Here is a 21,134-nt window from a genome sequence, read left to right as displayed (position 1 = left end):
CCGTCGCACGGCCGAGCGGTCACGTCCGGACGGGTCATCCCGCGCGGACGTGGCCGCTCTGCCGTGCGTGGCGCCGGACCGTGCTGACGAGCAGCACGAGGGCAACGGCCTGGCTCACACCCACGGTGACGACGAGCGCCGGCAGGGACCGCTCGTAGAGCCAGCCGGCCACCAGCCCGCCGACGATCGCGAAGACTCCCTGGATCGCGGCGAAGACGCCGTATGCCGTCGCCCTCCTCGGTGCCTCCACGACCTCCGCGACGAGCGCCTTGATGGTCGAGTCCTGGACGCCGTACGCGAGCCCCCACACGGCGACGCCGAGAAGGACGGCCCAGAGGGTGCCCGACAGAGCAAGGGGCGGCACGAGGGCGACGAGGACGGGAACGGCGAGCAGGACCGCTGCACCGCGGCGGTCGTAGACGGCACCCACCACCAGGGCGGCGAGTGCCTCGACGGCCATCGCCCCGGCATACACGACCGGCACTGTCGCGACCGGCACGAGCCCGTCGACCGTGAGGTGGAAGCCGATGATCCCGAACGTGACCAGGCCTCCCGTTGTCAGGGCCGCGGCCGTCGCGTAGCGGAAGAACTCCCGCGGCAGACCCGCGCCCACGGCGTCGGCGAACCAGCCACGGAGGCCACCCCCGTGTGAGCTCGCGGCATCCGAGCGCGCTGCATCGCGAGCAGAGTCGACGGCAGAGTCGACGGCTGTGGAGGCCCCGGAACGCGCCGTCGCGGCCTGTGGCGACGACAGGTCGTCGCCCCCCTTATCCGCCGGGGCGTCGTAGACACCGGGGTCCGGGACGTGGGCGCGGATGACGAAGAGCAGCACCATTGCGGCCGCGCCGGGGATGGCGAGGACGAGCATGCCCGGCCAGATCACTCCGGTCACGCCGACGACCCCGGCCACGAGCAACGGCCCGGCGAAGGCGCCGACCTGGTCCAGCGCCTTGTGCACGCCGAAGCCACGGCCCCGCCCGACCGCGGTCGCCACATGGGCGAGCAGCGCGGACTTCGACGGGCTCCGGACGGCCTTGCCGGCGCGCTCGAGAAGGATCAGCACCGAGGCCAGGGCGACCCCCAGCGCGCCGACGAACGGCGTGACTGCCAGGAGCGGGACGCAGACCGCGGTGAGGCCGTAGCCGATCGTCGTCAGCCCCCAGTAGCGCCCGGTGCGGTCGGCGAGCGGCCCGAACACGAGGCGCAGCACGAGAGCCATCGCCTCGCCCGCGCCCGTCACGAGCCCGACCACGACCGCGCTCGCACCCAGCGAGGCCAGCAGGGGGCCGTACATCGACCGTGCGCCCTCGTAGACCATGTCGGCGGCGAGGCTGACGAAGCCGAACCACCACACCACCCGCCAGGCGGTCCAGCGGGCGGTCGGCGTCGCAGTCGACGTGGGTCTGCCGGTCACCATCGCAACCTAGCAACGCAGGCGGGTCAGAGCCCGCCCACGTCGCCCCGGACCTCCCACAGTCGAGTGAGCGCACCCCGACCCAAGTCGAGTGACGCACCCCGACCCACGTCGAGTGGTCGCTCACTCCCACCCGTCACAACGCGAGCCGACCACCCTTGGCCCGGCTCACGACCCACAGCCCGCCCAGACCCTGCCGTCGAGTGGTCGCTCACTCCCACCCGTCACAGCTCCGGCCGACCATCCCACCCCGCCCACAACCCAAAGCCCGCCAAGCCCCTGCCATCGAGCGGTAGCGGGCCTTCGGCCTCCCCTGGGACGGGGCGCCCACTCGACCGGTCTGCGCGACGACACCCGGGCTGGGGCACGTGGGACGGGGCGCCCACTCGACCGGTCTGCGCGACGACACCCGGGCTGGGGCACGTGAGACGGGGCGCCCACTCGACCGGTCTGCCGGACCGCACCCGACGCGGCGCGCGTGAGACGGGGCGCCCACTCGACCGGTCTGCCGGACCGCACCCGACCCGGCGCGCGTGAGACGGGGCGCCCACTCGACCGGGGTGGGGGGCATGCGGGAACCGGGCGTGGGCGCCGGGGTGCCGGCACGGCATGCGGCGGAATAGCCTGATCCCGATGAGCAACCCTGACCGCACTCCCTCTGAGGTCACCTGCGAGCGCCGCGACGACGACGCCGGCGACCCGGTCGTGCTGCCCTATCGGCACGTGCCGCTCGGCGGGCCGCGGGCCATGCCGGTGCGGCGCAGCCTGCCGCAACGCGAGCGGTCCCTCATCGGGGCGTGGTGCTTCGTGGACCACTACGGCCCCGACGACGTCTCGCAGACCGGGGGAATGGTGGTCCCGGGCCACCCGCACACCGGGCTGCAGACGGTGTCGTGGCTGTTCTCGGGCGAGGTCGAGCACCGCGACACGACCGGTGCCCACGCGTTCGTGCGGCCCGGCGAGCTGAACATCATGACGGCCGGCAACGGCATCGCCCACTCGGAGTACTCCACCCCCGGCACCACGGTGCTGCACGGTGCGCAGCTGTGGGTGGCGCTTCCCGAGGCGACGCGCTTCGCCGAGCCGGGGTTCGAGCACTACGCGCCGCCGACAGTCGACATCGACGGCTGCCGGGTGCTCGTCTTCCTCGGGACGCTCTTCGGGCAGACGTCGCCCGTGACGATGCACTCGGACCTCGTGGGCGCTGAGGTGGCTGTCCCTGCCGGCGCATCGCTCGTCGTCGATCTCGACCCGCGCCACGAGCACGGGTTCCTTTGCGACACAGGCACGCTCACGGTCGGGCCTGCTACTGCCAAGCCCGGAGAGATCGTCTTCCAGCCGCTCGGTGCGACTCGGGTCACCCTGGAAGCCGGCGATGAGGACACCCGGGTCCTCGTCCTCGGTGGCGCGCCCTTCGGCGAGCGGATCGTCATGTGGTGGAACTTCATCGGCCGCAGCCACGAGGAGATCGTCGAGTTCCGCGAGCAGTGGCAGCGCGAGCGTGACGACGGCGCCGGCGGCGAGGGCGCCACCGGCGAGAGACGGTACGGCCAGTTCCCCGAGGCGTGGGAGCACACCCTGCCGGCGCCGGAGCTGCCCAGCCTCCGGCTCCGTAGCCGCGGCTGACGCCGCCGCTCTCGGTCGAGTGGGCGCCGCGAAACGCCCTGACCTCGTACCAGGACGGCCCCTCGACAAGGGAGGATGGTCGCCATGCGCGCGACGACGATCCACGCCCCTGGTGACATCCGGCTGTCGGAGGTGCCCGACCCGACGATCGAAGAGCCGACCGACGCGATCGTCCGTGTCGTCGCCGGCTGCATCTGCGGCTCCGACCTCTGGCCCTACCGCGGCGCCAACAAGATCCGTCCCGGGGCCACGATCGGCCATGAGGCCGTCGGCATCGTCGAGGAGGTCGGCGCCGAGGTGCACGGGTTCCGCGCCGGCGAGTTCGTCATCGTGCCGTTCTGTCACAGCGACAACACCTGCCCGCACTGCCGGGCCGGGTTCACGTCCGTGTGCGAGCGGCAGGGCTGGACCGAGAGCGGCCAGGCCGAGCTGACCAGGGTCAACCAGGCAGACGGCACGCTCGTCGCGACCGACGGCGTCCCCGACGACGCGCTCGTCCCGTCGCTCCTGACGCTGTCCGACGTCATGGCCACGGGCTGGCATGCTGCGGTGGCGAGCCGGGTCAGCCCGGGCGGCACGGCGGTCGTCGTCGGTGACGGCGCGGTGGGCCTGTGCGGGGTGATCGCGGCGAAGGAGCTCGGTGCCGAGCGCATCGTCGTCATGTCGCGGCACGAGCCACGACAGCGGCTGGCGATGGAGTTCGGGGCGACCGACATCGTCGAGGAGCGCGACGACGAAGGGGTCGCCGCGGTGCGCGAGCTCACCGACGGGGTCGGGGCGGACTCGGTCCTCGAGTGCGTAGGCACCGCCCAGTCGATGAAGACCGCGTTCCGGATCGCCCGGCCCGGCGCGATGGTGGGCTTCGTCGGGGCCCCGCACGGGGTCGAGCTCCCGGTGCGCCGGATGTTCGACCGCAACGTCGGGCTGGCCGGCGGCATGGCGCCGGTCCGCGCGTACCTCCCGCGGCTTCTCGAGCTCGTCCTCGCCGGAGACATCGACCCCGGTCGGGTGTTCGATCTCACCCTCCCGCTCGCCGACGTCGCCGACGGCTACCGGGCGATGGACGACCGGAGCGCCATCAAGGTGCTGCTGCGCCCCTGAGGGGACGGCATCGCGAGGGGTCGACGTGAGCACTCGACGCCTTGCCCAGGTGGAGTGGGTCCGCCCTGCGGCTGCGCATCCTGTGTCCTATCGCCCGAAATGCCCGCCTGGCCGTGCCGTCGAATGCCCCATAAGGTCGAAGACATCCCTCACAAACCGGTCCCGAACCGAAATGAGGCACGATTGACGCCGAGATTCGAGTCCGTCGACGACTACATCGACTCCTACCCCGAGGAGACCCGGGCGCAGCTCGCCCAGGTCCGCAGCGCCATCCAGGAGACGGCCCCGCACGCCCACGAGAAGATCAGCTACGGCATGGCCACCTTCACCATGGACGGCCGCCCCCTGGTCTACTTCGCCGGGTGGAAGAACCACATCGGGCTCTATCCGGTCCCCACGGGTGACCCTGCGTTCGAGGCCGCGATCGGGCCCTACCGCCGCGCGAAGGACACGGTGCGCTTCCCGATCAGCCGGCCTGTCCCGCTCGACCTGGTGGCCCAGATCACCGAGCTGTGCCTGCGCCGCCACGCCGAGCGCGTGCACGAGGAGTCCTAAGGGGGGTGGGCTGCTCGTCAGGACCGCTCGCGGAGCGCCTGCTCGACCGCCTCGCGGTCGCGGTCGTCCATCGCACGGGTGTCCCGAGGCTCGGCGAAGGGCTCCACCCGGTCGGGCATGCCACCCTCGATGGCCCGGCCGCGGTCGAGCTCGGCGTTGACCTCGGCCCCGAAGAGGATCGCGAGGTTCGTCAGCCAGAGCCACACGAGGAAGATGATGACGCCGGCCAGGGAACCGTAGGTCTTGTCGTACGACGCCGCCACCACGACGTACACCGCGAACAGGGCGGAGACGCCGATCCAGCCGAGCACGCCGACGAGCCCGCCGGGGCTCAGCCACCGTATGCCGCCCTGCCGCGCGTTGGGCGCGGCCCAGTAGAGCACCGCCAGCAGCGCCGCCACGATGACCACGAGCACCGGCCACTTGACGATGTTCCAGACCATCACCGCGGTGTCCCCGAGCCCGACGACATCGCCCACCGCGTGCGCGACAGGCCCGCTCAGCACGACGATGGCCGCAGCGACGGTGAGCACGACGACGGCAAGGATCGTCACGCCGACGCGGATCGGGACGGTCTTCCAGATGGGACGTCCTTCAGGAATGCCGTAGATGGTGTTCGAGGCGCGCATGAAGGCCGCGACGTAGCCCGAGGCCGACCACACCGCCACGACGATGCCGAGGACGGCTGCGACGCCGGCGCCCGAGCGGCTGCCCTGGGCTTGCTCCACGAGAGTCTTGATGACGTTCGCCGCCGAGCCCGGGGCAAGCCGCTCGGCCTGGCTGACTACCTCACCGGCCGCGCTGGGTCCCAGCAGGCCCAGCACCGAGAAGAGCACGATGAGCCCGGGTAGGACGGAGAGCACGCCGTAGTAGGTCAGACCGGCCGCGAGGTCGGAGAGGTTGTCCCGCTTGAAACCGCGCAGCGCCCGCTTCGTCGTGGCGACGAGCTGGCCCTTGGGAAGGTCGGTGGGGCGGTCCGGCTCGGCGCTGCTGCTCGGCTCGGGCGAGGTGGCCTCTTCCGGACCCTCGCCCGGCCCCGCCGGTCCACGGTCGGTCGCTCCGGCGTCAGCGACGCCGGTGTCCTGCCGCGCCGTCGGGCTGGGTCGCGTCGTGTCTGCCATGTATGCCGCATACCCGCCGGCGTGCCGCGCGTCCCGCGGGCGCGGTCACCCCGTGGCGACCCCGCGGTCACTACCTGCGGTCACTCCCTGCGGTCACTCCCTGCGGTCACTCCCCCGTGACTCCACTGGTCACTCCCCCGGGCCAGGCGCCTCGATGACCGACATGATGTTGCCGGACGGGTCGGTGAACCACGCGATGAGCGGTCCACCACCTCGGAAGATGCCCTTGGCGTCCGTCTCGGCCGGCGTGCCCTCGTAGTGCTCGAACGTGACCCCACGCGAAGTCAGCTGATCGACGGCGGACTCGATGTCCTCGACCGGGAAGTTGAGGATCGTGTACGTCGCCGGCGTGTGGTCCGGCTTCGGGTAGACGATCGTGGGCCGGCCTCCGGCGAGCCGCAGCGTCAGCATGCCGTGCTCCTCGGTCACCTCGAGGCCGAGCTGGTCGGTGTAGAAGGCCTTGGCGGCCGCGATGTCCTTCACGGCGAAGCCGCTGAAGGCCTTGGAGCTCTCGAGCATGGCGCGGGTCCCTTCTTCGTCATCGGTGCAGCAACCCTCAAAGTGTGACCCATGTCTCAGTCAGCGGAAGGTAAAGGGCGAGTAAAGCCTGATCAACCGCCTAAAACCGGGCGAACGCCGCGTGTCGTCGTTACCGGGACGTGACATCGGTCAGTTGATTCGTCTACAGTCACCAGGGTCCGGCCAACCCTGGTCGGGCGCTCGTGAGATGGACCGCCTAGTCCTGTCACCGTCTCGCGAGGTCTATGGACACCTTGTGACAGGAGCGGAGGAACCAACCGTTTCTCCGGGCGTCAGGCGACTCGTCGCCCGACGCCCTTGGGGTGAAGTCCTCGCCCGAGTCGCGACCACGATCGCGGAGCGGGAGAGGACCGGGCATCAACCTTTCCGCCCGAACCCGACAGCTAACTTCGTAGGCGCGGAGAGGTAAAACGTGAAGAACGAGAGCATCCGCGGCCGCCATCGCGTGCCAGGACGACACAACCCCCTCAACGAACTCAAGCTCCTCGCCCGAGAGTCGGCTCAGCCGGCCATGAAGGGCGCAGCGGTCGTCGCGGCCACCGGTGGTCTTGTAGCGACGTTCGCCAACCCCGCGAGTGCTGACACGCAGACGTCGCACAGCGGTGTCGTCGCGGCCGGCGTCGGCTCCGCGCCGGACGCAGCCGTGCAGGCCGCCCCCGCCATCGCCCCGGCCGCCACTGCGACGGTGGCCGCGCCGAGCGCGCTGAGCAAGATCGGCTTCGCGCCGGCGGTCCAGCAGGCCATCACGCAGCGCGTGCCCGCAAAGCCGCGCGTCATCGAGGACGTCACCGTCAAGCAGGCACGCGCCGCCGCTGCCGCTCGCAAGGCCGCGGCCGAGCGGGCTTCACGCGACACGACCCGCCGGACCCTCACCTCCAGCACGTACGCCACGAAGTCCGGCACCAACTCGCCGCGTGCGACCTCCGGCACCCGCTCCTCGCACAACTGGGCCACGCCCGGGCAGTGCACCTGGGGCGCCCTGAACAAGTGGTACCAGTCCGAGGGCTACTACCCCGGCGGCTGGACCGGCAACGCCCTCACGTGGGCCTACGGCGCCGCCTCGGCCGGCTACACCGTGAGCGGCGTGCCGCGCACCCGCTCGATCATCGTCATGCAGCCTGGCGTCTACGGCTCCTCGAGCGCCGGCCACGTCGGATGGGTGACGGGCGTCAGCGGCGACCAGGTCACGTTCGTCGAGATGAACGCCCTGGCCGGCCCGTACAACTACGACACGCGCACGATCACCGACATCGCCGGGATCAAGTACATCTACGCGCCGTGACCTGACCCGTCTCGCGCTTCGCAGGGGCGGTGGTGATGCCGAGTGCATCCCACCGCCCCTTCGCATCTATTCGGGGTCGCGAGGAGGGACCAGTCCGTCGCCAGGTCCGTCGCCAGATCCGTCGGCCCGGCCGGCGCCCAGGGGGCGCTGGACCCAGGTGACGTCGTGCCAGTGCCCGGCCTTCCAGCCGATCCTGCGATAGGTACCGACCAGCTCAAAGCCCATCGCCGCGTGCAGCCTGGCGCTCGCCTCGTTCGGCTGGGTCATCCCGGCCGCCGCCATCCGGTAACCCCGCGCAGCGAGCCGGTCCAGCAGGACGGCATACAGCTCCCGCCCGCCCCCACGGCCGCGATGGGCCGGGTCGAGGTAGACCGAGACCTCACAGGACCAGCGGTAAGCCGCTCGCTCCTTGAACGGGCGGCCGTAGGCGTAGCCGACGACCTGGCCGTCGTCCTCGAGAACGAGCCAGGCGTGCGTCCGTGCCGACTCCTCGATCCGCCGCGCCATCTCGGCGGCGCTCGGCACCTCGGTCTCGAAGGTGATCGCGGTGTTGGTCACGTAGGGGGCGTAGATGTCCGCGCACGCCTGCGCGTCGGCCGCCGTCGCGTCGCGGACGCGGCGCTGCCGCGGGCTCTGCTCCATCCGGCGATCGTAGGCGGCGGCAGACGAGTGCCGGACGGCCCCGTCATGGGTCGGACGGCGGCGCCGGCCGCTCGGTCTCGGGCCCAGCCTCGGCTCCCGCCCATGGACCCGAGGCCGGAGCGGCCTCGGCTGCATGGGCGGCATCCGCTGCCCTGGCTTCCTCGTCCGCCTCGAGCTCGGCGTCCGAACGAGTGCCGGTGCGCGGCTGCCGCGCGGCGAACCGGGCGACGATCAGCGCGACGAAGGTGACCAGGAAGACCTGACCCACCACGGCCTCGCTGCTGGCGACGAGGCGGCCGAGCGCCGTCGCCGGTGTGTAGTCCCCGAAGCCGACCGTCGTGATCGTGATGAGGCTGAAGTACGTGTACGTCGTCGTGGACACGTCCTCGCCGAAGAAGCTGACCCCAGGGGTGAAGGCGTCGATGGTCTGGTACGCGTAGGTGTACGCCACGGCGATCTGGAGGTATGCCGCTACCGCCCCCATCACCGTCTGCAGGGTGACCTCGGCATGCTGGACCAGCCGCTGCGCGACGAGGACCGGCGTCAGCGCAGCGGCGAAGAACCACAGGGTGGCCGGCGGCACACCGTGGCTCGCAGCGTTGGACCGGATGAACCCGACGAGCACGACCGACACGGCACCGAAACCGATGACGAGGGCGTCCACGGCGTGCCGCCATCGGCGGCCGGCGCCGGCGGCCCGGGCGGCGGCGATCAGCGCCAGACCGCTGATGGCGTGCGTGAGCAGGCCGGCCAGGAAGGACGAGCGCACGTCCACGAGGGCCTGCACGATGATCGTGGCCAGCACCAGCGCGAGGACGATGCCGAACCGGTCGAGCATCGGCGGAGGCTTCCGCAGGCGGGCCGGAAGGCCAGTCGGCAGCGCGGGCCTGCGCAGCCGGGACGCACGCGCGGGCTCCGTCATCGACGCCTCCTTCGGCGGGCAGGACCGGCGCACGGTCGGCCGTGCCACGGGACGACCGGCGTGGTTCGAGGATAGGGCGGCCCATGGCCCCCGCCTTCGACCCTCGCACCATCTAGCCTGAAGAGGGTGAGTGGCCAGCCCAGCGACGGTCCGCAGCGTCGCCCCAACATCGTCTTCCTGCTCAGCGACGACCACGCCGCCCATGCGATCAGCGCCTACGGCTCGGCCGTGAACCACACGCCGCACATCGATGCCGTGGCCGCGGCCGGGGTCCGCCTGGACAACCTCTTCGCGACGAACTCCCTCTGTTCGCCGAGCCGGGCCTCGATACTGACCGGCACGTACAGCCACGTCAACGGTGTCACGACGCTCGACACGCACATCGACGCGTCGCAGCCGACGTTCGTCACGGCCCTTCGAGCAGCCGGCTACCGGACGGCATTCTTCGGGAAATGGCACATGGGAGACGGCGTGAGCGGCGGCGTCGGCCACGACCCCCAGGGCTTCGACGCGTGGCACGCACTCATCGACCAGGGCGAGTACCACAACCCCCGGTTCCTGTCCGCCGACGGGCTGCGGCGTGAGCAGGGCTATGCGACCGACGTCATCACCGACCTCGCCATCGACTGGGTCGAGTCGCTCGAAGGCGACGGTCCGTGGTGTGTTCTGGTGTGGCACAAGGCTCCCCACCGGCCGTGGGAGCCTGATGAGGCCCACGCCGGCCTCTACGCCGACGCATCCCACGGGAGGCTCCCGGTCCCGCCCACCTTCGCAGACGACCTCGCGACGAGGTCGGAGACGGCGCGTCGCGCGGAGATGCGGATCGCCGAACACCTGACCGAGGAGGACCTCAAGCAGCCGGTCCCCGAGGGCCTGACCGCTGAGGAGGAGGCGCTGTGGAAGTACCAGCGCTACATGGAGGACTACCTCGCGTGTGTCGCCTCGGTCGACGACAACGTCGGGCGGATGACGGGCTGGCTGCGCGAGCGGGGCGAGCTGGACGACACCGTGGTCGTCTACTCGTCGGACCAGGGGTTCTTCCTCGGCGACCACGGGTGGTTCGACAAGCGGTTCATGTACGAGGAGTCGATCAGGATGCCGTTCGTGCTGGCCTATCCTCGCGCGGTCGCACCGGGTCAGGTGCACGACCGGATCGTCACCAACGTCGACATCGCCGCGACCCTGCTCGACGCGGTAGGCGTCGCGGTGCCCGAGCGCATGCAGGGACGGTCCTTCTGGAGCGACCTCACCGGCGACGCCTCGAACGCCGACATCCCCTCTCCGACACGTCCGCCGGACGCCGGCAGCCCCGCGGAGGAAGGGTTCTACTACCGCTACTGGATGCACGACGACCGCAGCCATCACGTCGGTGCGCACTACGGCTACCGAACCCGCCACCACACGCTGATCTACTTCTACAACGACGGGCTCGGCGTGCCCGGGTGCTCAGACCAGCGCTTCCCACCGGAGTGGGAGCTGTACGACCTCGACGCCGATCCCGAGCAGCTCGTCAACGTCGCGGACCAACCGGCCTACGCGCAGGTGCGCGAGGAGCTGGAGGCGCGGATGTGGCTGGCGCAGAAGGCAGTCGGGGACGAACCCCACCCGGACCAGCCGGTCCCACGCCTGGTCGCGGACCAGCCTGGCCCGACGGTCGGCTGAGCCGACGGACCGCATGGCTGGCCGCGCCCACGGCTTCGGGGTCACATGCCCGGGATCTCCAGGAACTTCTGCGTCGAGATCGTCCCGCCGGCCGCCGTGTGCGGGTGCCCGTCCAGGTACTTGGACATGACATCTCCTCGTTCTGGGTCCGCACCGGACGGTGCGCGGCCAACTCGATGATGGTGCTGAGGTCGTGCTGCCTGAAGTGAGTTCCTCTGAGAGTTCCCCGGGAGATCCGAGAGATCGACCCGAAGCGGACATCTCGTCGGCTGAGGTGCCCGAGACGGCCCCATGCCGATGGCGCTCCCTCTCATGAAGACGGTCCCGGGTCGGCTTCGTGACACGGTTCCGGACGGTCAAATGACCACTCGACGTGCGACGGCCGCGGCCGGGCTGGGCTCGGCGGTCGAGGCCGGCACCCGCTCCGGGTGAATCTGTGAAGTGTCGGCGCATCCGTACCGGATTCGCGGCCGGAAACGTAGAGTCGAAAAGGTGGCACGGGTCACCGCTCCCCCCGAGGTGCACGCCGCAGCCGCCACCGGCGCCGCGGCAGCCACGCTTGCGCCCGACGACCCCGCCCCGCCGAGCCGCTCAGAGCGGCTGCGGAGCCGCCTCGCGGCCGTGCCCGGGCGGGCCTGGGTCGCCGCGGTCGTCGTCGTTCTGGTCGCCGCGGCTGCGCTGGCGTACGCGCTGACCCGGCCACCCGGCATACCCCCGATCACGCAGCACGACGTGGACGCCAGTGTCCAGAAAGGGATCGAGAAGCGCGCCGAGGCCGAGGCCGCGGCGCCCGCCGACGCCACACGCGCGTATGCCGCCATCTCGCCGTCGCTGGTCCTCATCACCACCACGGGTGGCGTGGAAGGCACGGACCGGCAGGGCACCGGTGCCGGCGTCGTCGTCAACGCCGACGGCACGATCCTGACGGCCCTGCACGTCGTCGACGGCGCGGGCCAGATCACCGTCAACTTCGCCGACGGCACGGTCTCGCCCGCGAAGATCGCGACCACGCGGCCAGACAGCGACATCGCCACCCTGACACCCTCGAAGCTCCCCGAGACCGTCGTGCCAGCAGTCCTCGGTGGCGGCGTGGTCGTCGGGGCGCCCGTCTTCGCGGTCGGCCACCCGCTCGGGCTGACGAACTCCCTCAGCGCCGGCGTCGTCTCCGCTCTTGACCGGACCGTCCAGGTCGAAGGGAAGAAGCCACTGCACCACCTCATCCAGATCGACGCGGCCGTCAACCCGGGCAACTCGGGAGGGCCGCTGCTCAACAAGGCCGGCCAGGTCATCGGGATCGTCACGGGCCTGGCCAACCCGACCGACCAGAGCCTCTTCGTCGGCATCGGCTTCGCCGTGCCGATCGCGACCGCCGGAGGTGCGGCGGGCAGCCCACCCCACTAGCGACAGGAGTCACGGATGGACCCCGACGCGACGACCCAACCCACTCCACCGACCGCACCGACCCAACCGAGCCCATCGAGCCCATCGAGCCCATCGAGCCCATCGAGCCCATCGAGCCCATCGAGCCCATCGAGCCCATCGAGCCCATCGAGCCCACCGACGACCACCCAGCCGGGAGGGCACTCGCTCGAGCAGGCACTCTACGAGGTGAAGCGGACCATCGTCGGTCAGGACCAGCTGCTCGAGCGGATGATCGTGGCCCTGCTCGCGCGGGGTCACCTGCTCGTCGAGGGTGTCCCCGGGCTCGCCAAGACGATGGCCGTCAAGACGCTCGCCCAGGCGATCGGTGGCGACTTCCAGCGCATCCAGTTCACTCCCGACCTCGTCCCCGCCGACCTGGTCGGGACCCGCATCTACAACCAGCGTGAGGGCGAGTTCCAGGTCTCGCTCGGTCCGGTGTTCGCCAATCTCGTGCTCGCCGACGAGATCAACCGGGCGCCCGCGAAGGTGCAGAGCGCGCTGCTCGAGGTGATGCAGGAGCGGCAGGTGACCATCGGCCGGCAGACCTTCCCGGCGCCGGACCCGTTCCTGGTGATGGCCACGCAGAACCCGATCGAGTCGGAAGGCACCTACCCACTGCCCGAGGCCCAGGTGGACCGTTTCATGCTCAAGGTCCTCATCGGATACCCCTCAGCCGCAGAGGAGTTCGTCGTCGTCGAGCGCCAGATCGCCGCTGCGGCCAAGACCGTCCAGGTGCTCGACCCCGAGACGCTGCGCGACTACCAACGGCAGGCCGACGGCGTCTACGTGGACCCGGCAGTCATCGAGTATGCCGTCCAGCTGGCCACCGCGACCCGCGAGCCGGCGAGCGTCGGGCGGGCGGACCTCGTGCGGCTGATCACCTACGGGGCGAGCCCCCGGGCCTCGATCAACCTGGTCCTCGCCGCCCGCGCGCTCGCCTTCCTCCGTGGTCGCGACTACGTCCTGCCCACCGACGTGCTCGACCTCACGCGGGACGTCCTGCGCCACCGCATCGTGCTGTCCTACGAGGCGCTCGCGGAGGACCTGAGCGCCGACGACCTGCTCGGTCCGATCATCGACTCGGTGCCGGTCCCGACCGCCCCGCTGCGCGACCGCGCCGCGTCGGGCGAGGCCCCGGCCTTCGGCGGTGCAGCATGGACGCGACCGCCACGCTGAGCGCCGAGCGCCTGCTCCGCCGACTGGAGTGGCGGGTGGTCCGCCGTCTCGACGGGCGGCTCCAGGGCGACTACCGCAGCCTCTTCCGTGGGTCGGGGCTCGACTTCACCGACCTGCGCGAGTACGAGCCGGGCGATGACCTGCGGCACATCGAGTGGAACGTGACGGCCCGTCTCGATACGCCCTACGTCCGCGAGTACATCGAGGAGCGCGAGCTGACCGCCTGGCTCCTGCTCGACCACTCGGCCTCGATGGGATTCGGCCCGGTCGACCGGCAGAAGGACATCGTCCTCGCCGAGGTCGCAACTGCTCTCGCGCACGTGCTGACCCGTGGTGGCAGCCGGGTCGGGGCCGTGATCCTCGACCGGACCGTGGAGAAGGTGGTCCCGCCCGCCTCCGGTCGCAACCAGGTCCTGCGGATCGCCAAGACGCTGCTCGACCGTCGGGCCTCGGCATCGCATGGCGCCTCGCTTCGCTCCGGCGCGCACCGCAGCGCCCGGAAGGCATCGCCTTCCTCCGCTCCGCTCGCTCGTCCCTCGCTCGCTGCGCTGCGTCCAGGCCATGCCGGCGCCGCGGAGTTGCATGGCGCCTCGCCTCGCTCGGGCGCGTCCCGCAGGACCCGAGAGGCGCCGGGCCGGGTCACCGACCTGTCCGTCATGCTCACCGCGCTGGGCGGGATGGCGCGCCGCCGGTCCTTGGTCGTCGTCATCTCCGACTTCATCAGCGAGCCCGGCTGGGAGGTCCCCCTCGGCCGGCTCGCCCGCAGGCACGAGGTCGTGGCGCTGCAGATCACCGACCCACGCGAGTTCGAGCTGCCGGATGCCGGGCTGGTCTACGTCGAGGACGCCGAGACCGGCGAGCAGATCTTCGTGGACACCAGCGACCCGCAGTTCAGGACACGCCTGCGCGCCGCCGCGGACCAGCGCCAAGCCGAGCTCGCAGCTCTGACCCGGCGAGCCGGAGTCGACCTCTACACACTGAGCACGGACGAGGACCTCGTGCGGTCCCTCGTGCGCGTGACCGAGCTCAGGCGAAGGCGGCGCCGGTGACGCTGACCTGGCCGTGGGCGCTCGCCGGGCTCCTGGTGATCCCGGTGATCCTCGTTGCCCGCCGGCGGCTCCTCGCTGGTCAGCAGCAGCGTCGAGCCGCCCTCGCGGCCGAGGGTCTCGTCCTCGCTCCGGCACGACGAGACCGGCTCAGGAACCTCGCACCCGCGCTGCTCCTCGGGGCGCTGGCCGTGCTCATCGTCGCGATGACCCGACCCGTCGCCGCGGTGGCCGAGCCGCACCGGGAGGGCACTGTCGTGCTCGCCTTCGACGTGTCGAACAGCATGGCCGCCGACGACGTCAAACCGACCCGCCTGGCCGCCGCCCAGGCGGCTGCCCGCACCTTCATCGCCAAGCAGCCGGCGGGCGTGCGCATCGCCGTCGTCGCCTTCGGTGGCACCGGGGTCGTCACCCAGCGACCGACGACCGACAAGCAGGCGGTCCTGGCGGCCGTGGCCCGCCTGAAGCCACAGGGCGAGACCTCGATCAGCAACGGCATACTCGGTGGGCTGTCGGCGATCGCCGGCAAGCCGATCCGCGCGCCGGGCGACTCGGAGTCGGGCAACCCGGACGAGACCCCGATCGGCTACTACGCCGGCACCGCGATCGTGCTTCTCACCGACGGAGAGAACACCAGCGGCCCCGACCCCGCCGACCTCGCCGACCTCGCGTCGGCCGCGGGGGTCAAGATCGAGCCGATCGGCCTCGGCACACCACAGGGTGCGGTGATCGAGGTCGACGGCTTCAGCATCGCGACCGCCCTCGACGAGCCGCTGCTGCAGCAGATCGCGCAGACCACCGGTGGCACCTACCGGCGGGCCACGGATGCCCAGTCGCTCGCCCAGGTCTACGACTCGATCCAGCTGCAGTGGACGACCCGGTCCGTGCCTCATGAGATCACCTCGATCATCGCTGCGTTCGGAGCGCTGCTTCTGCTGGCGGGCGCGGCGACCTCCGTACTGCGTCAAGGGCGGGTGGTCTGAGTGTCGTTCGAGCAGCCGCTCCTGCTGGTCATCCTGCTCGCTGTCCCCGCGCTGCTCGCGGCATACGTGTGGCAGCTGCGGCGCCGCCGCCGACAGGCGGTGCGCTACTCCAACGTCGCGCTCGTCAAGACCGCCGCCGGCCCGGTCCGCCACTGGCGCCGTCACGTGCCGGTCGCGCTCGTGCTTGCCAGCCTCGCACTTCTCGGGCTCGCGAGCGCCAGACCGACCGTCCGGGCCGACGTCCCCGTGTCGAGCTCGACGATCATCCTCGCGCTCGACGTCTCCGGCTCGATGTGTGCCACGGACGTGGTCCCGAACCGCCTTGCAGCAGCTCAGGCCGCGGTGCGGGAGTTCGTCGAGAACCAGGACGACGAGACCAAGCTCGGGCTCGTCATCTTCTCCGGCTTCGCGCAGCTGGCGGTGGCGCCGACGACCGACCGGGACGACCTGCTGTCGACGCTGGACGACGTCACGACCGGCCGCGGCACCACGATCGGCGCCGCGATCCTGCGCTCGATCGACGCGATCGCCGAGCTCGACCCGGGCGTCGCACCGAGCGACCCCGTCGCGGTGCCCAGCACCGACGGGCCCGGCGTCGGTGACCCGGGCGCGGCACCGGCTCCGACCGGCCCGGACCCGGGCGGCGGCACCGGCCCGAACGCCGAGCGCGGCACAGCGCCCGAGATCATCGTGCTTCTCACCGACGGTGCGAACACCCGCGGCGTGACCCCCGCACAGGCCGCCCGACAAGCTGCCGCCCGAGGCGTGCGGGTCTACCCGATCGGCTTCGGCACGACCAACCCGACGCAGATGGCGTGCACCCGAGACCAGTACGGCGGGTTCGCCGCTCCGCCGCTACGCGACTTCACCGGCGGGGGTCGCGACATGGGTGGGCGCAGCTTCCTCGTCGTGGACGAGGCGGCACTGCGGGACGTCGCGGAGACGACCGGCGGGACGTACTTCGCGGCCACGGACGCCGAGGCACTGACCAAGGTGCTGCACGACCTTCCCAAGCACGTGACCGTGCAGCAGCAGGACGTCGACCTGAGCGCCGCGTTCGCCGCCTTCGCGGCGATCGTGCTGCTCACCGGGCTGGGCCTCTCGATCCGATGGAACACGCTGACGTAGCTCCCTCAGCGCCAGGCCCCGAAGTGTCGCCGCCCACGGCTAGCCTCGCCTGGGTGACCGTGCACCGCCTCGACCGAGACGAAGCTCGCAGGATCGCGATCCATGCCCAGCTTCTCGATGCCCCACGCCCGACCGACCTGCTCGAGGTCGTCGAACGGCTGACGTTCCTGCAGATCGACCCGACCGCCGCCGTCGCGCCGAGTGCGGACCTCGTGCTGTGGAGCCGGCTCGGGTCGTCGTACGACCCCGGCGACCTGACCATCGCCGTCGAGCACGACCGCGCGCTGCACGAGACGGTCGCCTACATCCGGCCCGCCGCCGACGTGCCCTCGGTCATCGCCGAGTGGGTCGGCCGCGAGTTCCATCCCACGATCGTCGAGTGGCTCGCGGCCAACGACGGCTTCCGCCGCGACATCCTCGTCCGGCTCGAGGCCGAGGGTCCGCTGCTCTCGCGCGACATCCCCGACACGAGCGCCGTTCCCTGGCCGTCCTCGGGCTGGACCAACAACCGCAACGTCACCAAGATGCTGGAGTCGATGGCCCGCCGCGGGCAGATCGCGATCTCGGGTCGAAAGGGACGGCAACGCTACTGGGACCTCGCCGAGCGCGTATACGGCCAGGCGCCTGCAGCCATGGCGCCGGAGGACGCGGTCCGCGTGCGCAACGCGCGACGCCTCGCCGCTCTCGGGATCGCCCGCGCCTCAGGGCCTGAGGTTCCCGGTGAGCAGGCCTACGTCGGCGACGCCGGGCAGGAGGCCGTCGTCGACGGCACCGACGGCACCTGGCGGGTCCACCCGGCATACCTCGGTCTGGCCTTCTCGGGGCGAACGGCGCTGCTGTCGCCGTTCGACCAGCTCATCCACAACCGCGTGCGCGCGGAGCAGCTGTTCGGCTTCGAGTACTACCTGGAGATGTACAAGCCGAAGGACCAGCGGCGCTGGGGGTACTTCGCCCTTCCGGTCCTCCACGACGACCGCCTCGTCGGCAAGCTCGATGCGACCGCGGACCGAAAGGCCGGCGTGCTCACCGTCAACGCCCTGCACGAGGACGTGCGCTTCACGAGGCCGATGGCCGCGGCCGTGCGCAACGAGGTCGACGACCTCGCCGCCTGGCTCGGTCTCAGCGTCTCGTGGACCTGAGTATGCCGTTCTTGCGGTAGGCGCGCACCGCCCGTCGCGACTGGGCCGAGAGCACCGAGATGTCGCTCTGGTGTGACAGCAGCGAGGCTCGGGACATGTTGGACAGCATCGAGAACATGCTCATCGACGAGCCGACCGAGAAGAAGGACGCGAACGACCCGATGCTGCCGATGGACAGCACGGACCCGACGCTCCCGATCGACAGGACCGAGCCGGTCGACCCGATCGACAGGACGGAGTCGCGTGAGGCGATCGACCACCTGCCGCGCCGGGCGGGCAACGCGCCGTCGGAGTCGGTGGTGGTTGGGGCAGGCGCCGCAGGTGTTGTGCTCGACATGACCAAAGCCTAGGCACGCGTGACTGATTCGCGCGCTGTCGTCGCGGGACAGCACCGGACCGGGGTCACCGGCATCGTCGGATGGAGGCGCTCAGTCGTCGAGGTCGAGCACGCAGGCTGTACCGAGGTCGACGAAGCCGACCCGGCGATAGATCTCGGCCGCAGCGTCGGACCCCGCAGTGAGGAAGACAAGTCCGACCCCGGCCTCGCGACAGGCGGCGACGAGCGAGCGGGTGATCGCGGTGCCGTGCCCGCGGTGACGATGACCAGGTGGGACGGCGATGCCCATCAGCTCGGCGACCTCACCGCGCGGGGCGGCCGACCCGGCTCCGCAGAGCCGGTCGTTCTCGTACGACGCGACGACGACAAGGTCGCCCCGCTCGATGAGCTGCGGGCGCTTGCCGGTCTCGATCGGCTCGACGACGTCGCGATCGTGGAACCCGGCCGACACTGCTCCCACAGCGAGGGCCAGGTGCGGCTCAGCCGGGCGCAGCGGCCGGGCGCGCGGGTCTGCCTCCACGACGGCGTCGTCCGGCAGTACAAGCAGTGGGTAGCGGTGGGGTTCGTGCCCGAGCCCCCGCACGGCCGGCAGCAGGGTGCGGGTGACGTCGTCGACCCACTCGATGGCGCGCGGCACCCCGAGCTCCTCCTGACGGTCCAGGACGCGCGTCACATCGGCCTCGGTGATGACCGCAGTGCTCCCCAGGCGGGGTCGCGCGTAGAACTGCCACCCTGTCCCTTCCTCCGCCACGAAGAGGGTGAAGGGCCCGATCTCCTCGGTCGTCGCCACGGCCCGGGGCACGCGGTCGTAGTACGCCTCGATCCGGTCGAGCCGCGGGTCACGAAGGGTCCTCATGCGGTCACCATGACAGTGCGCGGCCGTTCAGTTCCATCGAGATTCTCAGCGCCGGCCGCGGCGTGACCTGAGGTAGTCGGCGACGACGTACTCCCCCAGCCGCGAGATGTCCGGGGTGAAGACCCGTCCCCCGGCACGTCGGGCCACGGCGTCGACGAAGCGAGCCAGGCCAGGGTCGTCGCCCAGCATGAACACGTTCAGCGTCGCGCCGGACCGCCTCAGCTCGTCGACCTGCCTGACGCTCGCGCGCACCGTCTCCTGGGTCGTGGGCCAGTGGAAGACCGGCATACCGTCGGCTCCGACGTGCGCGGTCGGCTCGCCGTCGGTGACGACGAGCACGACGGGCTCCGCCTCGGGGTGCCGGCGCAGGTGCTGGCCGGCCAGCATGAGCGCGTGCTGGAGGTTCGTGCCCTGGACCCACTCGGGCTCCGCCTCGGCCAGCTCGACGGGGGTGAGCCGGCGCGCAGCGATGTTGAAGCCGATGATCTGCAGCGCGTCGTGCCGGAACCGGGTCTGGACCAGGTGCGACAGCGCGAGCGCGGTCTGCTTCATCGGCCCCCACCGCCCCTCCTGCATCATCGAGAACGACATGTCGACGCAGAGCGCGACCGCCGCGCGCGCACGTCGCTCGGTCTCGGTGACCTCGAAGTCCTCGACAAGCAGGTCGACGGCTCCGTTGGGAGCGAGCCCTTCGGGTCCGTATGCCGTGTGGCCGGCTGTCGCAGGCGGGGTGCCGTGTCGGTGGTCGCGACGAGATGCACTGCGGCGCAAGGCATTCGAGACGGTGCGGACGGTGTCGATGGGCAGCTCGTCCCCGAACCTCCACTCGCGGGTGAGGCCGGTCGGCTCGTCCGCCTGACCGGCAGCCCGGTCGTCGTGGTCACCCCGCCCGGACGCCTCGACCTGCTCGAAGACCTTCCGCAGCGCGGTCTCGCCGAGGCGGCGGACGGCACGCGGAGTGAGCCGCAGTCCGTCGTCCCCGCGCGCGACGAACCCCTGCCGCTCCAGCTCGCGCTCGAGCTGTCGCAGCGCTCGCAGGTCGCGTGCGGCGTCGGCACCGAGGTACTGCTCGACACGCTCGACGTCGACGTCGTCGAGAGTGGCGCCGAAGTAGCTCTGGCTCAGCTGCTCGTCCAGCTGCTCGAGGTCGGCGAGCTCGGCCACCGCCTCGACGGCCTGACCCCATCCCAGGGACTCTGCTCCCTCGCCGGGCTGCCCGAACCGGACCGGTGTCCCGCGGTCGAGGCCCGGCCGCAGCGCTCGCAGGTTGTCGGACAGCTGGGCCATCTGCGAGGCCAGGTCGGGGTCGCCGAGCGCGTCAGCCATCAGCTGGCGCAGCTGCTCGCGCTGGTCAGGGCTGAGCGATGCCAGCAGCCGCTCGGCGGCCGCCTGGCGCCGCGCGAGTGCGTCGATCAGCTCGTCGACGTTCTCCGGGTTCTCCGGGAAGAGGTCACCGTGCCTGTCCATGAAGTCACGGAACTGGTCCTCGGTGTCGTCGCCTCGCGCGTGCGCCGCGAGCAGGTTGTTCAGGTCGGCGAGCATGTCCTTGACGCGCTGCATCGCCTCCGGGTCGTTGCCCGACAGGGCCTGCCGCAGTCCCTCGAACTGCGCGCCGACGACCTCGCGCTGGAGCATCTGGGCGATCTGCTCGTAGGTCGCGCGGGCCTCGTCCGAGTGCCACTCATAGCTCGCCAGCGCCCGCACGGCCCCGGCCACGTCGTCGGGGATCGTCGCCAGGTCCATCTCGGCGAGCCGCGCCTCGGCAGTGTCCTCGCCCGCCAGGGTGTCGCGCTCGGTCGCCAGCGCCTGGTCGAGCATCGCGCGCACCTGGTCCAGCGTGCCGCCCAGGTCGCCGCGCCGTCGGGCCGCCTCGCGAAGCCGGCGGACCCGCTCGGCCAGGTCGTCGAGGCCACGGCGTCCGTCGAGGCCGCGTCGCATGAGCTCCCGCAGGGACTCGCGGAGGCTGCCGCCGGCAAGGACGTCGTTGCCGACCTCGTCGAGCGCCGCCCGCACGTCGAACGGTGGTGCGAGCGGGTCGGGGCCACCGGTCCACGGTGAGTATCGGAACCGGCCGTGCACCTCGCCCGGATCACGCGGGGCCGGGCTCATGGCCGCGCCCCCCATCCAGCCGCACCCCATCCAGCCGCACCCCATCCAGCCGCACCCCATCCAGCCGCGCCCC

Annotated in this window: 19 protein-coding genes and 1 riboswitch; of the genes, 11 read left to right on the top strand and 8 right to left on the bottom strand. The window is 71.4% G+C overall.

What is annotated here, in order from left to right:
• Nucleotides 1-34: 34 nt before the first annotated feature.
• Nucleotides 35-1,414: an MFS transporter gene (locus ACWEOW_RS16965; RefSeq protein WP_452270396.1), complete on the bottom strand. Its 1,380-nt coding sequence runs from the start codon at nt 1,412-1,414 to the stop codon at nt 35-37.
• Nucleotides 1,415-2,047: 633 nt separating this feature from the next.
• Between ACWEOW_RS16965 and ACWEOW_RS16960 the strand changes: the two genes are divergently transcribed.
• The 3 genes from ACWEOW_RS16960 (at nt 2,048) to ACWEOW_RS16950 (ending at nt 4,696) form a co-directional block, all read left to right on the top strand.
• Nucleotides 2,048-3,040 carry a pirin family protein gene (locus ACWEOW_RS16960; RefSeq protein WP_452270395.1) on the top strand — a complete coding sequence of 331 codons (993 nt, stop codon included), beginning with the start codon at nt 2,048-2,050 and terminating at the stop codon, nt 3,038-3,040.
• Nucleotides 3,041-3,124: 84 nt separating this feature from the next.
• The gene (locus tag ACWEOW_RS16955) at nt 3,125-4,141 is read left to right on the top strand and encodes a zinc-dependent alcohol dehydrogenase family protein (protein ID WP_452270394.1); all 1,017 of its coding nucleotides are present in this window, start codon (nt 3,125-3,127) and stop codon (nt 4,139-4,141) included.
• 183 nt (nt 4,142-4,324) lie between these two features.
• Nucleotides 4,325-4,696 (top strand): iron chaperone, encoded by a 372-nt coding sequence (locus tag ACWEOW_RS16950; RefSeq protein WP_452270393.1) that lies wholly within the window; start codon nt 4,325-4,327, stop codon nt 4,694-4,696.
• A gap of 17 nt (nt 4,697-4,713) precedes the next feature.
• Here the strand turns inward: ACWEOW_RS16950 and ACWEOW_RS16945 are convergent, their stop codons facing one another.
• Entirely contained in the window at nt 4,714-5,817 is a 1,104-nt protein-coding gene (locus ACWEOW_RS16945; protein ID WP_452270392.1) for a YihY/virulence factor BrkB family protein, read from the bottom strand.
• A 129-nt stretch (nt 5,818-5,946) separates the two neighbouring features.
• Nucleotides 5,947-6,336 (bottom strand): VOC family protein, encoded by a 390-nt coding sequence (locus ACWEOW_RS16940; RefSeq protein ID WP_452270391.1) that lies wholly within the window; start codon nt 6,334-6,336, stop codon nt 5,947-5,949.
• Between the two features lie 240 nt (nt 6,337-6,576).
• Nucleotides 6,577-6,767: riboswitch (cyclic di-AMP (ydaO/yuaA leader) on the top strand.
• 2 nt (nt 6,768-6,769) lie between these two features.
• On the opposite strand from ACWEOW_RS16940, the gene ACWEOW_RS16935 reads away from it, so the two are divergent.
• A complete protein-coding gene (locus tag ACWEOW_RS16935; protein WP_452270390.1) occupies nt 6,770-7,639 on the top strand; it encodes a CHAP domain-containing protein in 870 nt (289 codons plus the stop codon).
• Nucleotides 7,640-7,705: 66 nt separating this feature from the next.
• Here ACWEOW_RS16935 and ACWEOW_RS16930 read toward each other — a convergent pair whose 3' ends face one another.
• On the bottom strand, nt 7,706-8,281 hold the full coding sequence (locus tag ACWEOW_RS16930) for an N-acetyltransferase family protein (protein WP_452270389.1): 576 nt from the start codon (nt 8,279-8,281) through the stop codon (nt 7,706-7,708).
• Nucleotides 8,282-8,324: 43 nt separating this feature from the next.
• Complete coding sequence (locus ACWEOW_RS16925) at nt 8,325-9,203, bottom strand: potassium channel family protein (RefSeq protein WP_452270388.1); 879 nt, start codon at nt 9,201-9,203, stop codon at nt 8,325-8,327.
• Between the two features lie 126 nt (nt 9,204-9,329).
• On the opposite strand from ACWEOW_RS16925, the gene ACWEOW_RS16920 reads away from it, so the two are divergent.
• From ACWEOW_RS16920 to ACWEOW_RS16890, 7 genes are all read left to right on the top strand, one after another.
• Nucleotides 9,330-10,865 carry a sulfatase family protein gene (locus tag ACWEOW_RS16920; RefSeq protein ID WP_452270387.1) on the top strand — a complete coding sequence of 512 codons (1,536 nt, stop codon included), beginning with the start codon at nt 9,330-9,332 and terminating at the stop codon, nt 10,863-10,865.
• 492 nt (nt 10,866-11,357) lie between these two features.
• Complete coding sequence (locus ACWEOW_RS16915) at nt 11,358-12,266, top strand: S1C family serine protease (RefSeq protein ID WP_452270386.1); 909 nt, start codon at nt 11,358-11,360, stop codon at nt 12,264-12,266.
• A gap of 15 nt (nt 12,267-12,281) precedes the next feature.
• On the top strand, nt 12,282-13,463 hold the full coding sequence (locus ACWEOW_RS16910) for an AAA family ATPase (protein ID WP_452270385.1): 1,182 nt from the start codon (nt 12,282-12,284) through the stop codon (nt 13,461-13,463).
• Nucleotides 13,442-14,512, top strand: coding sequence for a DUF58 domain-containing protein (locus tag ACWEOW_RS16905; protein ID WP_452270384.1), 1,071 nt, complete (start codon nt 13,442-13,444; stop codon nt 14,510-14,512). The genes ACWEOW_RS16910 and ACWEOW_RS16905 overlap by 22 nt, the downstream gene beginning before the upstream one ends.
• A complete protein-coding gene (locus ACWEOW_RS16900) occupies nt 14,509-15,492 on the top strand; it encodes a VWA domain-containing protein (RefSeq protein WP_452270383.1) in 984 nt (327 codons plus the stop codon). The genes ACWEOW_RS16905 and ACWEOW_RS16900 overlap by 4 nt, the downstream gene beginning before the upstream one ends.
• Nucleotides 15,493-16,620, top strand: coding sequence for a VWA domain-containing protein (locus ACWEOW_RS16895; RefSeq protein WP_452270382.1), 1,128 nt, complete (start codon nt 15,493-15,495; stop codon nt 16,618-16,620). It begins immediately after the preceding gene.
• 53 nt (nt 16,621-16,673) lie between these two features.
• On the top strand, nt 16,674-17,759 hold the full coding sequence (locus ACWEOW_RS16890) for a DNA glycosylase AlkZ-like family protein (protein ID WP_452270381.1): 1,086 nt from the start codon (nt 16,674-16,676) through the stop codon (nt 17,757-17,759).
• Here ACWEOW_RS16890 and ACWEOW_RS16885 read toward each other — a convergent pair.
• The 3 genes from ACWEOW_RS16885 to ACWEOW_RS16875 form a co-directional block, all read right to left on the bottom strand.
• Nucleotides 17,740-18,096: a hypothetical protein gene (locus ACWEOW_RS16885; RefSeq protein ID WP_452270380.1), complete on the bottom strand. Its 357-nt coding sequence runs from the start codon at nt 18,094-18,096 to the stop codon at nt 17,740-17,742. The two genes, ACWEOW_RS16890 and ACWEOW_RS16885, sit on opposite strands and share 20 nt — an antisense overlap.
• 91 nt (nt 18,097-18,187) lie before the next feature.
• Nucleotides 18,188-18,952 (bottom strand): GNAT family N-acetyltransferase, encoded by a 765-nt coding sequence (locus ACWEOW_RS16880; protein ID WP_452270379.1) that lies wholly within the window; start codon nt 18,950-18,952, stop codon nt 18,188-18,190.
• Between the two features lie 45 nt (nt 18,953-18,997).
• The gene (locus ACWEOW_RS16875; RefSeq protein WP_452270378.1) at nt 18,998-21,061 is read right to left on the bottom strand and encodes a hypothetical protein; all 2,064 of its coding nucleotides are present in this window, start codon (nt 21,059-21,061) and stop codon (nt 18,998-19,000) included.
• Between the last annotated feature and the right edge of the window lie 73 nt (nt 21,062-21,134).

The organism is Monashia sp. NPDC004114 (assembly GCF_053603855.1).
This window is presented reverse-complemented; position numbering and strand designations above follow the sequence as displayed.